The sequence below is a fragment of the Pseudomonas sp. NPDC089918 genome, from assembly GCF_050280605.1.
Lineage (GTDB): Bacteria > Pseudomonadota > Gammaproteobacteria > Pseudomonadales > Pseudomonadaceae > Aquipseudomonas.
Window position 1 is genome coordinate 1 of sequence record NZ_JBNNVP010000047.1, and the last position, 16,751, is coordinate 16,751.

Genomic DNA, 16,751 nt, shown 5'->3' on the forward strand with positions numbered 1-16,751 from the left:
GCGTGGGAATGCAGCCCGGGACGCTCCGCGTCCCTTCCAGAGCCGAACGCGGAGCGTCCGTTGAGGCATTCCCACGCAGAGCGTGGGAACGATCAATGGCGGTGGTTTTTAACTGAAAGTTCAAGGGTGTCCTTTCGGGCCTCATCGCGAGCAGGCTCGCTCCCACAGTGATTGGTGTCGTTCACAAATCCTTTGGTCTAAGCAGATACCTGTGGGAGCGGGCTTGCCCGCGATGACGCCCGTCCATTCACTACAAAATCCAAAGTGAGACTGCTAAACAAATGATGTTTCATCGACATTTCCCGCACACCATAAGATGTAGTGATGGGAATCCTTCTACCCAACGATGGCTTGGAGATGTCAATGAATAACGCTTCAAGAGTCCAGACAATCATTTCAGCAGACCCCGCTCGATGGCGCCTACTCCAGCTTGTTCATTCCCTGGGGTTGCCGGATTGTTGGATAGGTGCAGGTTTTGTCCGGAACGCGGTTTGGGATCACTTGCACGGACGCTTCCCGTCCCCTATCTCGACCGACGTCGACGTAATCTGGTTTGATCCATGTCATTGCACTCCCTCAGATGACAGGGCTTTAGAAGCAGCTCTGCGAGATTTGGACCCGACCGTCCTCTGGTCAGTAAAAAATCAGGCGAGAATGCATGTTCAGAACGGCGATAAACCTTACATCTGCACTAGTGATGCAATGCGTTACTGGCCAGAGACAGCAACGGCAATAGCCGTCAGATTGCGCGAAGGAAACACCTGTGAGGTATCTGCCCCGTTGGGACTGGATGATCTTTTCAACCTGATCATCAGGCCCACTTGGAGATTCACTGAAGAAAAAAAAGCGATGTACCAAGAGCGCTTGAAGTCCAAGGGGTGGACGACAGCGTGGCCTCTACTCAGGCAGGAGTCAGGTCAACTTACAGAATCATCCAAATTTTGAACGATGACTTAATCAGACGCTTACTGGTTTTTAGCGAGAAAGCGGACGCATTTGTTTATCCGGTGATTTGACCCTGGGTTTGAGGGTGTTTTTTCGGGCCTCATCGCGGGCAAGCCCGCTCCCACAGTGATTGGTGTCGTTCACAAATCCTTTGGTCTAAGCAGATACCTGTGGGAGCGGGCTTGCCCGCGATGAGGCCGGTACAGCCACCACAAGGCTCAGTGTCAGATCGCCAAACAAGCACTGTTTAAACGACACTTCCAGATACTCACTCAGGCTACACATCCTTGCGCCGCTGCCTACGACTACGCCAGAATCCGCCGGCTTGTGCGTCTAAGGGCCGGGCTCTATCGTTTCCGGGTCGCTGAAAAACAGCGATCGGGTTTGGTAGCCCGCTGTCCCACATGACGCATAGCGTCACCTTATGCAGGTGCTTTTTCGGCATTTGTTTTGATGGTGGCCATGCGCAGGGCGCCCTCGGGCGCGCCGGTTTTTCCATGTGGGCCGGTCTACCAACCTTCGTATGGCCACCACCCTTCGTTTGGTAGCGAGGGTGATGGCTCCTTTAATCACATATGGAGTTCCATCTATGTTCAAACCTACACCGAACCCACCGGAAACCGATCCAACTTCCCCCTACGAATCCCTCGATTCCAAAAAACTCAACGAAGCCGCCGACCGCGCCCTCGATTACTACCTCAAGCCGCCCATTCCCAAAGACACCAAGCGCAAACCCAGCACCATTTACCATGTCGGCACCGAGATCGATAACGAAACCCTGCTGGTCAACGCCTGCGAAACCCTGGCATCGGCCAGCATGATGCTCAGTGAGTTCGCCGGATTGATGGACATGCCACATCGCAACATGATGTTGGGGATTCAATCCGTGGTCATGCTCGGGGAGCTGGCCGTGAACCGGGTGCTGGATAACTTCGATCCGCGAGGCTAGCGAGGATGATCGTTCCCACGCTCTGCGTGGGAATGCAGCTTGGGACGCTCCGCGTCCCTTCCAGAGCCGAACGCAGAGCGTCCGTTGAGGCATTCCCACGCGGAGCGTGGGAACGATCAACATCACACTACCCCGCAGTTTCCATGCTCAACCCAAATGCCGACTCAGCGCCCGACTCAAGCTTTCATGCACACCCAACACATCCGGCATGACCGAGGCCAATCTGAGCAAGTCATGAGTCAGCCCCGGGCAATGTTCGAGTTCGACACTCACCCCCTGCGCGCGCAGTTTATCGACGTAGGCCTGACCTTCATCGAGCAACGGATCGAACCCGGCCAGCAACACAATCGCCGGCGCAACCCCGCGCAAGTCCTCAGCCAGCAACGGCGAGAAGCGCCAGTCCAGCAAATCTTCGGGGCTGCGGGCGTAGTGCTGGTAAAACCAGTCCAGCGTGTCGTTCTCCAGCAGATACCCCTCACTGAACAACAAACGCGAATCGTGGGTTCGCGACGCATCAGTGACCGGATAACACAGCAACTGCACCTTGGGGACGATGGCCACGGTGTGTGGCTGAACCACCGCTTGCAAGGCCAGCACCGTTGCCAATGTGGCACCGGCACTGTCACCGCCGAACGCGACGCGACCGGCATCCAGCCCCAGGGCCGGCGCCTGTTCCGCCAGCCAGGACAAGGCGTCTTCACCGTCCTCCAGCGCTATCGGGAAACGATGCTCCGGCGCCAGCCGATAGCCAACCGACAACACTGCGCATGGCGTACGCCGGCAGAATTCGCGGCAGACTCCGTCATGGGAATCCAGGCTGCCCACTACAAAACCACCACCATGGAAATACACCAGCACCGGCATCGGTGCCGTCGCCCCGTTCGGGCGATACAAACGCAACGCCAGCGGCGCACCGTCCCGGGCCGTGGTGCTGACCTCCAGCACATCAATATCCTGAGGGGCATTCCAACGCAATTGCGCGGTGGTTTGCTCGAAGATCGCCCGCGCCTCGGCCGGGGTCAGTTGATGCAGCGCTGGCTGGCCTGCGTCCTGGCCGTCTTGCGCCAGGTCGAGGAAGGCTTCCAGATCAGGGTGTAGCGACATCGAAAGAATCCTTATGTCCGTAAAAAAGGAGCGCGCCTGAGCAACGCCCCCCAGCAATGATTAGAACCCCGGTGCTCAGCCCACCCGCGCCATGCAATGCTCGATCAACGCCTCAAGCTCGCGCTGATAATCCTGCATCAACAACTCCATGGTGCTGGCCCGATAACGCTGGCTGCTGTAGATGCAACGCAGCGCCAACTGGCCGTCGTACACCTGGCCGACAATCTCCAGCCAGTTGCCCAGATTGGCCTGCAGGCTGTAGTTGTCGCCGGTTTCTTCCAGCGCCGGCACCAGCAAGGCCTGCTCGTCGAAGCTCTGGTCGAACTGCCCCAGATAGTTGAACGTCACCCGTGCCTGCGGCAGATCAGCCAACTGGCGGGCCAGTTGCGGGCCGGCCAGGTGACGCAACACGCCATAGCCGATGCCCTTCTGCGGGATCGCCGCCAATTGCGCCTGCACGTTGACGATCGACGCGCCGATGTCCGCGCTGTCGGGGGTGAGCCGGACCGGGAACATGCTGGTGAACCAGCCCAGGCTGCGACTCAGGTCGATGTTCTCGAACAGGTCCTCGCGGCCGTGCCCTTCCAGCAAAATCAGCGCCGACGACTGTTCGCTCCAGCGGCACAACGCCCGGCTCAGGGCCGACAGCAGCAAATCGTTGATCTGCGTGCGATAGACCGCTGGCGCCTGCTTGAGCAACTGTTCGGTGCGCTCGCGGGACAACTTGAGCCGCGCCTGAGCCTGGTGACGCACCTGATTCTTGCCGCGACGGTTGTCGCACGGCAGGTCGATACCCGGCTGATCCAGTTGCTCCAGCCAGTAGGCCAATTCCTGCTCGGCAATCACCGGCGCCTGCGCCTGCAACGCTTCGGCAAACGCACGATAGCTGCTGGTGCGGATCGGCAATTGCGGTTCGATGCCCATCACGCAAGCCTCATAGGCCACCTTCAAGTCGTCGAGCAAAATCCGCCACGACACGGTGTCGACCACCAGATGGTGGATGACCATCAACAGTCGCGCCTGGCCGTCCGGCAAGGCGATGTGCACCACACGCCAGGCCGGCCCATCGTCGAGTTTGAGGCTGCGCTGAGTCAGGTTGGCCAAGGCTTCGACCTGCTCACTGCTCTCGACTTCACGACGCCACAGCACCGGCTCGCGGCGCTCGGTCGGTGCGGCGTAGCGCTGCAACCAGCGCCCGCCTTCCTGACAGAAGCGCAGGCGCAAGGTGTCGTGGTGGTTTTCGATCCAGCCCAGCGCCTGTTCCAGGGCATCCAGATCCAGCGTCTGACGCGCACTCAGCAAAAACGACTGGTTGTAGTGATGAGACTCGGCCATGCCCTCGGCAAAGAACCACTCCTGAATCGGCAGCAGATTGAACAGCCCCTCGCTGGCCACATGGGTGAGGTCCACCGCCGGTTGTGCGGTGCCAGCCTTGACCACGTCCTGTTCGACGATGCCGGCGATGGTCTGGTAGCGCATCAGATCGCGCAGCTTGAGGTCCATCTGCAGGGTCGGGTGGTTCCTGACCCGGGAAATCACTTGCAGGCTCAGGATCGAGTCGCCGCCCAGTTCGAAGAAGTTGTCGCTGATACCGACCTGCTCCACCTGCAACACCTGCGCCCAGATGTCCGCCAGCAGTTGTTCCTGTTGATTGCGCGGGGCAACGTATTCCTCGCTTTTGAACTCCGGCTCGGGCAATGCCTTGCGGTCGAGCTTGCCGTTGGGGGTGATCGGGAAGGCACTGAGGCAGACGATCTGCGCCGGCACCATGTATTCAGGCAAGGTGCTGCGCAGACCGGCCTTGAGTTCATCGCCCAGCGCCTTATCATCCACGTGCTGCCCGGCCTCGGTGACGACGTAACCGATCAGTTGCTTGCCGGAGGCATTGTCCCGGGCGATCACCAGGGCGTCGCGGACCGGCGCCAGTTGCCGCAGGCTGGCCTCGACTTCACCCAGCTCGATGCGGAACCCGCGCACTTTGACCTGATGGTCGATGCGGCCGACGTAATCGACCACGCCGTCCTGGCGCAAGCGCACCAGGTCGCCGGTGCGGTACAGCCGCTCACCGCCGGCAAACGGGTTGGGCACGAAGCGTTCGCAGGTCAGGTCTGGCCGACCATGGTAACCACGGGCAACCCCGTAGCCACCGATGTACAACTCGCCGGCAAAACCGGGCGGCAGCGGATTCAGTTCTTCATCCAGCACATACAGGGAACGCGCGCCCACTGCCCGGCCGATCGGCGCATAAGCCGCTTCACACTGCTGGCTCACCGGCACTTTCCACAGCATCGGCGTGACCACGGTTTCCGTCGGGCCGTAGCCGTTGGTGAAGTACTCGGGACGCAGTGCCGCCTTGACCTGTTCGAAGGTCTGGTCCGGCACCGCATCGCCGCCGAAGCAATAGATGCGCACCGGCGGCGGTGCAATTGCGCTGGCCGCGGCGTACTCGGCCAGTTGCTTGAGGTAGGCCGGCGGGAAGCAGGCGATGGTCACGCCGTACTCGTGCAGCGCCTGATAAGTCTGCTCCGGCGTCCACAGGCAACCGTCCCGCACCACCAGCCGGCCGCCGCTGTACAGCGTACTCAACCAGCGCTCATGAGCACCGTCGAAGGCGAACGACATGAAGTGCAGCTCGCAACTGCGGGTGTCCATTTCATACAGTGTGGCGATGGCCTGACAGTGCATGCTCAGCGGCCCTTGGGTGACCGCCACGCCTTTTGGCCGGCCGGTGGAACCCGAGGTGTAAACCAGATAGGCCAGCCCTTGCTCCAACACGCGACACACCGGCGCCTCATCGGCATAACGGGACTCGTCGAGCTGATCCAGCTCAAGGCGCAACAGGCCCTCAGGCGCCGGTAACGTTGCCCGCAGGCTGCTCTGGGTCAACAGCAGCGCCATGCCGGAATCTTCGATCATGTACGCCAGACGCTCCGGCGGATAATCAATGTCCAACGGCACATACGCCGCGCCGCTTTTGAGCACGGCGAGGAAGCTGACGACCATTTCCAGCGAACGTGGGAGTGCCACGCCGATCACCACCTCCGGCCCCGCGCCGTGTTCGATCAGGCAATGGGCCAGACGATTGGCCCGTCGCTCCAGTTCGCCGTAGCTCAGGCTCAGCCCGGCGCATTGCACCGCAATGGCCTCGGGCTGACTCAGTGCGTGTCGACCGATCAGCTCCGGCAACAGCTGCGGCTGATGATCCGCTGGCGGCTCGGCGCTCCAGGTTTGCATCGCCTGCCATTGTTCAAGCGACAGACGCTGAAGGTTACCCAGGCGCTCGTCAGGCGCGCGCATCATCGCCTCAAGGGTGTTTTCCAGCGTCAGGCGAATCCCCTCCACCGCCTCGGCACTGAAGTGGCTGCGCAGGTACAGGTACTCAATCGACAATTCGTCGCCGAGCGTCACCGCCAGGTCCATCGGCACGTTCGTCACGTCATGGCCGATGGATTTGCCGAAGCTCAGGCCGCTATCGTTGTCCTCTTGCAGGCGGTCGTCGATCGGGTAGTTCTCGAACACGATGATGCTGTCGAACAGCGCCTGCCCGCCCAGGCCGGACCAGCGTTGCACGTCCGCCAACGGAGCCTGGGAATGGTCGCGGATATCCAGGTTGTAAGCCTGGATCCGGTTCAGCCAGTCTGCCAGAGGCTGATCCGGTTCCAGCGTCTGAATGATCGGCAAGGTGTTGATGAACAGCCCCAGCATGTTGCCGACATTGGGCAAACTCTCGGGACGCCCGGATACCGTGGCGCCAAAGGTCACGGTGTTTTTCCCGGTATAACGCTGCAACAGCAGCAACCATGCGCCCTGGATCAACGTGTTCGGGGTAATCCGCAGATCGCGGCAGAACTGCAGCAGACGACCGGTCTGTTGCGCGTCCCAATGGGAGTAAATGGCGTTGTGGCCGGGTTCATCGGACACATGCCGTGGATGGATGGCCTGGCTCAACGCCGTCGCCTCGTTGACCGGGGCCAGCCGGGCTTTCCAGAACAGCTCCCGGGCGTCCTGGTCCTGGGCTTGCAACCAGGCGATGAAGTCGCGGTAGCGGCCGTTTTCAGCGCTGATTTCACCCTTGGCGTAATGCTGGATCACCTCACCAAACAGCCGCGAGCTGCTCCAGCCGTCCATCAGGATGTGGTGACTGGTCCAGACCATCTGGTACTGATCTTCAGTGCTGCGAATCAACAACACTCGTTGCAGTGGCGCATGGGTCAGCTCGAAGCCTCGCGCGCGGTCCTCGGCGGCCCGCGCGGCGATGTCCGCCTCGCTGGCGTCGCGATCGCGCCAGTCGAGCACCTGCAAATCGAGCGTCGCCTGACGCTGGACAATTTGCAGCGGTTTGGCCAAGCCATCATGCCAATGGAAGCTGGTGCGCAGGATGGCCTGACGCTCGATGACCGCCTCCCAGGCCTTGCGGAAACGCTCAACATCCAGACCGCCCACCGGCAAACTGATCTGATTGACGTACAGGCTGGAACCATTGTCCGACAAGGTGTGGAACAGCATGCCCTCCTGCATCGGCGACAGCGGATAAATGTCTTCGATCCGGGACGGGGCTATCGGCAAGGCGTCCAGTCGGGCCTGATCCAGATGCGCCAACGGGAAGTCCGACGGCGTGACGCCGTGGCTGTCCGGCTGGCAGCAATGCTCGATCAGCAGCTCCAGTTCCCGGGCGTACTCCTCGGCCAGGTGTTCAATGGTCGAGGCGTTGAACATCTGCGTGCTGAACGACCAGCCGACACTCAACTCGCCGCCGTACACCTGGCCATTGAGCGTCAACCAGTTACCCAGCAGCGCATCGTGACTGTGCTCTGCGCCCTTGAACTCATCGGCCGGCACAAACAAGGCACCGCTCTGGCTATCGAAGCTACCGTCGAACTGGCCCAGGTAATTGAAGGTGATACGCGGTGTCGGAAGGGTTCGCAGCGACGCCTGGCAAGCCTCGTCCCCCAGATAACGCAGCACACCGTAACCAATGCCACGATCCGGAATTGCGCGCAGTTGCTCCTTGATTTGCTTGATCGAGCCGGCCAGCTCCTGGGTCGGGGTCAATTTGACCGGGAACAGGCTGGTGAACCAGCCGACCGTGCGGGTCAGATCGAGGCCATCGAACAGATCTTCACGACCATGGCCTTCGAGCTGAATCAGTACCGACGACTGTTCGCTCCAACGGGCGATCACCCGTGCCAGCGCCGTCAGCAACAGGTCGTTGACCTGTGTGCGGTAAGCCGCCGGGGTCTGTTGCAGCAGTCGTCGGGTCAAGGTCGGGTTCAGGCGACTGTAAAGCGTCAAGGCATGGCGGCTCTGCAGGCTGCCCTGGGGGTTATCCTGCGGCAGCGGCGCGCCGTCCGAGCGCTGCGCCTGCCAGTAAGGCAGTTGTCCAAGCAGCGATTCACTGCGGGCGTGACGTTGCAATTGCTCCGCCCAATGCTTGAAGGACGTGGTCTTGGCCGCCAATGCCAACGGTTCGCCGGCCAGTAACTGGCGGTAGCTGCCCTGCAAATCCTCCAGCAGGATCCGCCACGACACACCATCGACCACCAGGTGATGAACGATCAACAATAAGCGCTGTTCGCCCTCAGGCAAATCGAACAACACCGCACGCAACAACGGGCCTTGTTGCAGATCCAGGCTGCGCTGGGCTTGTTCGGCGACGCGTTCCAGGTGGGCGGCATCACTGACCGATTCCAGCCACAACGGTGACAGGCGCTGTTGTTCCACGGTCCGATAGCTCGCCGACCAGCTGCCTGGGGTTTGGGTAAAGCCCAGGCGCAGGCCGTCGTGATGATCGATCAGCGCGTGCAAGGCCTGCTCAAGTGTCGCGGCCAGCAGAGGGTTCAACGGTTTGAGCAGCACCGACTGATTCCAGTGATGACGCTGCGGCAAGGCTTGTTCGAAGAACCATTGTTGAATCGGCAGTAACGGTGTCTCACCTGTCACCGGGCCTTGATCGGTTGGCGCCAGGGCTTTGCCGAGCTGCGCGACAGTGGCCAGCCCCTGGACGGTCTGCTGCTGGAACAGATCCTTGGGCGTGAAGCTGATGCCCTGCTGACGCGCCCGGCTCACCACCTGAATGGAGATGATCGAGTCGCCGCCCAGGGTGAAGAAGTTGTCGGTCACACCGACCCGCTCGAGTTTCAGAATGTCTTGCCAGATCCCGGCAATCTGCTGCTCCAGCGCAGTGCGCGGTGCCACGTAATCGCGTTGCAATGGGTTAGCGTCCGGGGTCGGCAACGCCTTGCGGTCGAGTTTTCCGTTGGGGGTCAGCGGCAATTGTTCGATGAACAGCCATTGCGCCGGCACCATGTAATCCGGCAGATGCGCCTTGAGTCCGGCCTTGAGCGCCTCGCTCAGATCGTCCTGCTGTTGCGGGCTCAGGTCAGACTGCGCCGGCACCACATAGGCCACCAGTTGCTGGCCGCTATGGCCTTCCACCGCCAGCACCACGCCTTCGCGCACGCTGTCGTGGGCCAGCAATCGCGCTTCGATTTCACCCAGTTCGATACGGAACCCGCGCACCTTGACCTGATGATCGATGCGGCCGACGTATTCGATTGCACCATCTTCACGAAAACGGGTCAGGTCGCCGGTGCGGTACATCCGCTCGCCATTGCTGGCCAGCGGGTTGGGCACAAAGCGTTCGGCGGTGAGGCTCGGGCGGAACAGATAGCCACGGGTAATGCCGTCACCGGCCAGGTACAACTCGGCGGCAACGCCAATCGGGGCGGCCTGCAATTGGGCATCAAGCAAGTGCGCGGTGGTGTTCACCAGCGGCCGGCCGATGTTGGCCTGGCCGCCGGCTTCGCGGCGGGTGCAAGTCGAATAGGTGGTGTCTTCCGACGGCCCGTACAAATCGTAAACGTGCTCGACCGAAGTCTCGCGGTACAACGTGTCCACCAGCGCTTGCTTGAGCGGTTCACCCGCAAGATTGATGATGCGCACACCTGAAGGGATCTGCCCGGCGCGCTGCAAGGCCGCGATGGCCGACGGTACGGTGTTGATCAGGCGCACCTGATCGCGCTCCGGCAGGTCCGGCAATTCCAGGGCGTTACGCGCCACGATGATCGAACCGCCGCGGGCCAGGGTGACGAAAATCTCCCACACCGACAGGTCGAAGCACACCGAAGTCGAGGCCAGCACGCCTTGCAGGTCCTCTTCGCTGTACACCTCGTGCGACCAGTGGATCAACGCCTGCACGTTGCGATGAGCGATCGCCACGCCTTTGGGTTTACCGGTGGAACCGGAGGTATAAATCACATAAGCCAGGTTGGCGGAGTCGACCCGGCGTTCAAGGTTGTGCGATGCCAGGTCAGCGAAGGCCTGACCGCCCGCCTCGACCCACACCACTTGGGCTTGGGTCTCGGGCAACTGCGACAGCAAGTGCTGCTGGGTCAGCAGCACCCGCGCCTGACTATCGTCGAGCATGTAGGCCACGCGATCCGCCGGGTAGTCCGGGTCCAGCGGCACGTAGGTGCCACCAGCCTTGAGCACCGCCATCAGGGCAATCACCAGTTCGGCGGAACGAGGCATCGCCACGCCCACGCGGATTTCCGCACCGACACCCAGTGTTTGCAGATGACGGGCCAGTTGATTGGCGCGGCGATTGAGTTCGGCATAGGTCAAACCAGCACCGGCATGCTGCAAGGCAATCGCCTGTGGCCGCGCTTCGACCTGGGCTTCGAAACCCTGATGGATCAACGCCTGGGCCGGGTATACCGCATGATGGTCATTCCATTCGGCCAGGGTGCGCAGCTCGCTCGCCGGCAACAGGCCGATCTCGCCCAGCAAGCGTTGCGGCGCGTCGAGGAACTGGCGCAGCACTTCTTCCAGATGACGGGCCAGGCCGACAATGCTGCGCTCGGCGAAGTGCTCGGTGAGGTAGTTGAAGTCCAGGCTCAGTACTTCACCGGCACCGGCGATCAGCGTCAGGCCGTAATTGGTTTGCTCGCGATGTTCGAGACCGCTGAAACGCAAGCCGCCCGGATTGGCCTCCAGGGTGTCGGACACCGGGTAGTTTTCGAACACCAGCAAGGTGTCGAACAACGCTTCGCCGTTGAGCGCGGCCAGGCGTTGGATGTCTTGCAACGGCGTCTGCTCGTAATCACGCAGCAACAGGTTCTTGTCCTGCACGCTGCGCACCCAGTCGCTGACACTGCAGGTCGCTTGCGGGCTGGCGATCACCGGCAGGGTATTGATGAACAGGCCCAACTGTTGCTCGATACCCGGCAGGTCCACCGGACGACCGGACACCGTCGCGCCGAAGGCGACGCTGCTCTGCCCGGTATAGCGCTGCAATACCAACAGCCACGCGGCTTGCACCAGGCTGTTAAGCGTCACTTGCTGCTGACGCGAGAAACCGTTGAGACGCTGGGTAAAGGCTGCGTCAAAGGTCAGCTTATGCACGCCTTTGCCGGGGCCGGGCACGGTTTGCCCGTGGCAGGCCGAGGCCAACCGCGTCGGCTCGTCCAGTTCGGTCAACTGCCCGCGCCAGAAAGCTTGCGCCGCGTCCTTGTCCTGACGTTGCAGCCAGGCCAGGAAGTCGCGATAACGGCCCTGGGCACTCGGCACCGGATGCCCGGCGTAATCTTGCAGCACTTCGCCAAACATCCGCGAGTTGCTCCAGCCGTCCATGAGAATGTGGTGGCAGGTGAAGATCAGGCGATGACGATCATCGGCGGTGCGCAGCAGGCACAGGCGCAGCAGCGGCGGATTCTGCAAGTCGAAACCGCGTTCGCGATCAGCCAAGGCACGGGCCTCAAGCACGGCCTGCACGTCTGGTTCGGCGCGCACATCCACTTCCGGCATTTCCAGGGTCAGCTGGCGATTGATCACTTGCAGCGGTGTATCGAGGCCGTCGAGGCCCCAGATGAAACCGGCGCGCAGCACTTCATGACGATCCACCACTCGCTGCCAGGCTTGCTGGAAGCGCGGTACATCCAGCCCGTCGATATCCAGCAGCATCTGATAGACGTAAGCGCTGGCGTCGGCGTCGTACAGGCTGTGGAACAGAATGCCCTGCTGCATCGGCGCCAGCGGGTAAATGTCCTCGATCCGCTGCGCCGCAATCGGCAGGCTGTCCAGATGCGCCTGGGACAACCCGGCCGATGGCACATCGGAAGGGGTCAGGCCGCCGCTCGGATGATTCAGGCAATGGTCGATCAACTCACCCAGCGCAACTTCATAAGCGCGGGCCAGGGCGTTGATGGTCGCCTCTTCGAACACGTCGCCGCTGTAGGTCCAGGTCAGGCTCAATTGCCCCTGGTACACGCGGCCGTCGATGGTCAGCCAGTTGCTCATCGGCGCCTGTTCATCCTGACCGGCGCCCTTGCCTTCGGTGGCCGGCACCCACAGGGCGCCCTCGTCGAAGTTGTTATCGAACTGCCCCAGGTAGTTGAACGTCACCTTGGGTTGGGACACGCCGCTCAGGGCCGCTTGCGCCTCATCACTTCCCAGATAACGCAGCAAGCCATAGCCGATGCCTTTGTTGGGAATCGAGCGCAGTTGTTCCTTGATGCCCTTGATGGACGCTTCGAGGCTGGCCTGCGGAGTCAGGCGCACCGGGAACATGCTGGTGAACCAGCCCACGGTACGGCTCAGGTCGAGGTCGTCGAACAGGTCTTCGCGGCCATGCCCTTCGAGCTGCACCAGGGCGCTGTCGGAGGCGGTCCACTCACACAAAACCCGGGCCAGTGCGGTCAACAGCAAATCGTTGACTTGGGTGCGATAGATCGCCGGGGCCTGTTGCAGCAGTTGCCGGGTGCGCTCGGTATCCAGACGCGTATCGACGCTGCGCTCGAAACGGTTCTGCAGTTTTCCATCAGGGTTGTCCAGCGGCAAGTCTGCCGGCGCTTCGGCCAGTTGCCCGCGCCAGTAATCCAGTTCGGTTTCCAGCCCGGCGCTGCGCGCATAGCCTTGCAGGCGTTCGCCCCAATCCTTGAACGCCGTGGTCTTGGCCGGCAGGCGCAACGGCGAGCCCGCGCTCAGTTGTTGATAAGCGGTTTGCAGGTCTTCGAGCAGGATCCGCCACGACACACCATCAACCACCAGGTGATGGATCACCAACAGCAGTCGCTGGCTGGCGTCGGGCAAGTCCACCAATGCAGCACGGATCAACGGGCCGTCGCTCAGGTTCAGGCTACGCTGCAACTCCAGGCACAGCGCTGGCAAAGCCTCGCTGTCAGGCAACGCCACAGTGCGCAGCAGTGCGTTCGGCTGATCGACGGCGGCATGTTCTTGCGCCCAGCCACCTGCGGTTTGGCGATAGCGCAGACGCAAGGCATCGTGATGCCGTTGCAGATGTTCCAGGGCCTGCTCCAGCGCAACCGCTTGCAGAGGCGCGGCCGGGGTCAGCAGGATCGACTGGTTCCAGTGCTGACGCTGGGGAATGTCGGTGGCGAAGAAGTACTGTTGAATCGGGGTCAGCACGGCAGCGCCGAGCACATCACCTTGCATCGCCTGCACCGCATCGCTCTGCTGCGCGACGGTGGCCAGGCGTTGCACGGTCTGGTGCTGGAAGATGTCCTTGGGCGAGAAGCAAATGCCCGCCTGACGCGCCCGGCTGACCACCTGAATCGAGATGATCGAATCGCCGCCCAGTTCAAAGAAGTTGTCGTTGAGCCCGACCCGCCCGACTTTCAACACGTCCTGCCAGATCTCGGCCAAACGCTGTTCGAGTTCGCTGCGCGGTGCCGCGTAAGCCTCTTGCACCAGGCTCACATCGGGGTTGGGCAGTTGATTGCGATCGAGCTTGCCGTTGGCCGTCAGCGGCAGGCGATCGAGGAACACCCAGCTGACCGGCACCATGTAGTCCGGCAGGCTTTCACGCAATTGCGCCTTGATCGAATCGCGCAAGCCGGCATGGGCCTCCGCGTCCAGTGACTCGCTCGGCACAATCCAGGTCGCCAATTGCTGCCCACTAAGCCCTTCGACCGCCAGCACCACGGCTTCACGCACCGCGTCATGCTTGAGCAATTGGGTTTCGATTTCTCCCAGCTCGATACGGAAACCGCGAATTTTCACTTGATGGTCGATACGGCCGATGTACTCGATCACCCCGTCACCGCGCAGCCGCGCCAGGTCGCCGGTGCGGTACAGGCGTTCGCCGGCCACAGGGTTGAACGGATCCGGAACGAACCGGGTGGCGCTCATGCCTGGCTGGTTCAGATAGCCCCGCGCGAGCCCGGCCCCGGCGATGTACAACTCGCCGATGCACCCTTGGGGCACCAGGTTCAGCGCGTCATCGAGCAAGTACCACGACAGGTCGACAATCGGCTCGCCGATCGGGCTGCTGTGGCTCTGTTGCAAGTCCGCCATGGACAGCGGGCGGTAGGTCACATGCACGGTGGTTTCGGTGATGCCGTACATGTTGATCAGGGTCGGCGCGCGGTCGCCGAAACGCTCGAACCAGGGGCGCAGGCTCTGCACTTCCAGCGCTTCGCCACCAAACACCACGTAACGCAGTGCATGATTGCGCGACGAGGCACTGGCCACTTGCATCAGCGGTTTGAACGCCGACGGCGTCTGGTTCAGAACGGTGACTTGTTCATCGCAGAGCAAGGTGTAGAACTCTTCCGGCGAACGGGTGACGTCGTGGGGCACCACCACCAGTTTGCCGCCGTAAAGCAATGCACCGAAAATTTCCCAGACCGAGAAATCGAACGCGTAGGAATGGAACAGCGTCCAGCTGTCTTCAGGACCGAAACCGAACCAGTGATCGGTGGCGCTGAACAGGCGAATGACATTGTCATGGGGCAGCAACGCGCCTTTGGGCTTGCCGGTGGACCCGGAGGTGTAAATCACATAGGCGAGGTTGTCTGCCGTAGTCATGCACGGCGGATTAGCCGTGCTGCTGTCCTGCGGTGGTTGATTCAGGTCCAGGCAGGCCAGCCCCGGTGGAATCGGCAGTTGCGCCAACAGGTGACCCTGGGTCAGCAACAGCTCGATCCCGCTGTCCTCGATCATGTAGCGCAAACGGTCGTCGGGGTAGCTCGGGTCCAGCGGCACATAAGCGCCACCGGCCTTCAGCACAGCGACAATGGCGACGATCATGTCCAGCGAACGCTCCACCGCCACGCCCACCCGCACATCGGGGCCGACGCCACGGGCGATCAGCAGATGCGCCCATTGGTTGGCCCGGTGATTGAGTTCGACATACGTCAGCCGTTGCCCGGCGAACACCACCGCCGGCGCCTGCGGATGACGCTCGACCTGAGCCTCGATCAACTGATGAATGCACTGGTTGACCGGATGCACCACCGGGCTCGGGTTCCAGTGCGCGAGCAGTTGCTGTTGCTGCGCGTCATCGAGCACCGGCAGCTGGGCAATGCGCTGGGTCGGGTCCTGAACGATCGCCCGCAGCAGGTTGCGCCAGTGCTGCGCCAGGCGTTCGATGGTCGAAGCTTCGAACAGGTCGGTGGCGTATTTGAGCACCGCTTCAATGCCATGGGCCTGTTCGGTGGTGTTCAGCACCAGGTCGAACTGCGCGGTTGCGCTTTGCCATTCCAGCGGCTCGATGCTCAAGCCGTTCAAGCGGGTCTCGACGCTGATGCGGCTTTCGGCCTGGTGGTTGAACATCACCTGGAACAACGGGCTGTGGCTCAGGCTGCGTCCCGGCTCCAGGGCTTCCACCAGTTGTTCGAACGGCAGGTCCTGGTGCGCCTGGGCTTCCTGGGCGGTTTGCCGAACCTGACGCAGCAAATCGACGAAGCTGGCTTGGCTGTCGACGTCCGCCTTGAGCACCTGGGTGTTGACGAAGAAGCCGATCAGACGCTCGATCTCCACGCGCCCGCGGTTGGCCACCGGCACACCGACGCGGATGTCGGCCTGGCCGCTGTAGCGGTGCAACAAGGCCTGGAACGAGGCCAGTAACAGCACGAACAGCGTGACGTTTTCCCGTCGGGCGAAGGCCTTGAGGCTGTCGCTCAGCGTCGGGTCCAGAATCAGGTTATGGCTGGCCCCGGCAAAGCTCTGCTCCACAGGACGCGCACGGTCGGTAGGCAACTCCAGCACCGGCTGCTCACCGCCGAGCTTGTGTTGCCAGTAGGCCAGTTGACGTTCCTGTTCGCCGGCCTCCATCCATTGCCGCTGCCACAGGGCGTAGTCGGCGTATTGAATCGGCAAGGCCGGCAGCCCGGCGTCATGCCCGAGGTTGAAACCGGCATACAACTGCACCAGTTCCTCGATCATCACCTGCAACGACCAACCGTCCGACACGATGTGGTGCAAGGTCAGCACCAACACATGTTCATGCGGGGTGACTTGCAGCAGGGCCGCGCGCAACAGCGGGCCGGTCTGCAAATCGAAAGCTTGCTGGCTCTGGGTCTGGACGAAGGCCTGGATCGACGCCTGCGGGTTTGCTGCCAGCTCAGGGCTCAGTTCGTGAATATCCAGGGCAAACGATCCTGCGGGCAGGATCGTTTGCAAGGGTTGCCCGGCGTCTTGAGTGAACACCGTGCGCAAGGTTTCGTGACGTTCAATCAGCGCCTGGACGCTGCGCTGCAACGCGGCCACATCCAGCGGGCCCTGCAAGCGCAGGGCCGTGGGAATGTTGTAGGCCGCGCTGTGCGGCGCCCATTGCCAGAGAAACCACTGGCGCTGTTGAGCGTAGGACAGCAACAACGGTTCTTCAGCCGTGCGCTTGAAAACCGGGGCAATGTCAAAAAGGTTGACGCCTTTCTGCTTGAGCAGAACCGCCAGAGCCTTTCTTTGCTTAGCCGAAAGTTGTCCTACCGACTCGATTAACTCTTGCACGCGT

General features: G+C 61.7%; 4 protein-coding genes. 2 read left to right on the forward strand and 2 right to left on the reverse strand.

Annotation, left to right across the window (positions count from 1 at the left end):
* The first annotated feature begins 363 nt into the window (after nucleotides 1-363).
* Both ACQKPC_RS25470 and ACQKPC_RS25475 read left to right on the forward strand, forming a co-directional pair.
* A complete protein-coding gene (locus tag ACQKPC_RS25470; RefSeq protein WP_427627174.1) occupies nucleotides 364-945 on the forward strand; it encodes a nucleotidyltransferase family protein in 582 nt (193 codons plus the stop codon).
* Between the two features lie 589 nt (nucleotides 946-1,534).
* Complete coding sequence (locus tag ACQKPC_RS25475) at nucleotides 1,535-1,894, forward strand: DUF6124 family protein (RefSeq protein ID WP_427627176.1); 360 nt, start codon at nucleotides 1,535-1,537, stop codon at nucleotides 1,892-1,894.
* A 147-nt stretch (nucleotides 1,895-2,041) separates the two neighbouring features.
* On the opposite strand, the gene ACQKPC_RS25480 is transcribed toward ACQKPC_RS25475, so the two are convergent.
* A complete protein-coding gene (locus ACQKPC_RS25480; RefSeq protein ID WP_427627177.1) occupies nucleotides 2,042-2,998 on the reverse strand; it encodes an alpha/beta hydrolase in 957 nt (318 codons plus the stop codon).
* A gap of 75 nt (nucleotides 2,999-3,073) precedes the next feature.
* A complete protein-coding gene (locus ACQKPC_RS25485) occupies nucleotides 3,074-16,747 on the reverse strand; it encodes a non-ribosomal peptide synthase/polyketide synthase (protein WP_427627179.1) in 13,674 nt (4,557 codons plus the stop codon).
* Nucleotides 16,748-16,751 lie beyond the last annotated feature (4 nt).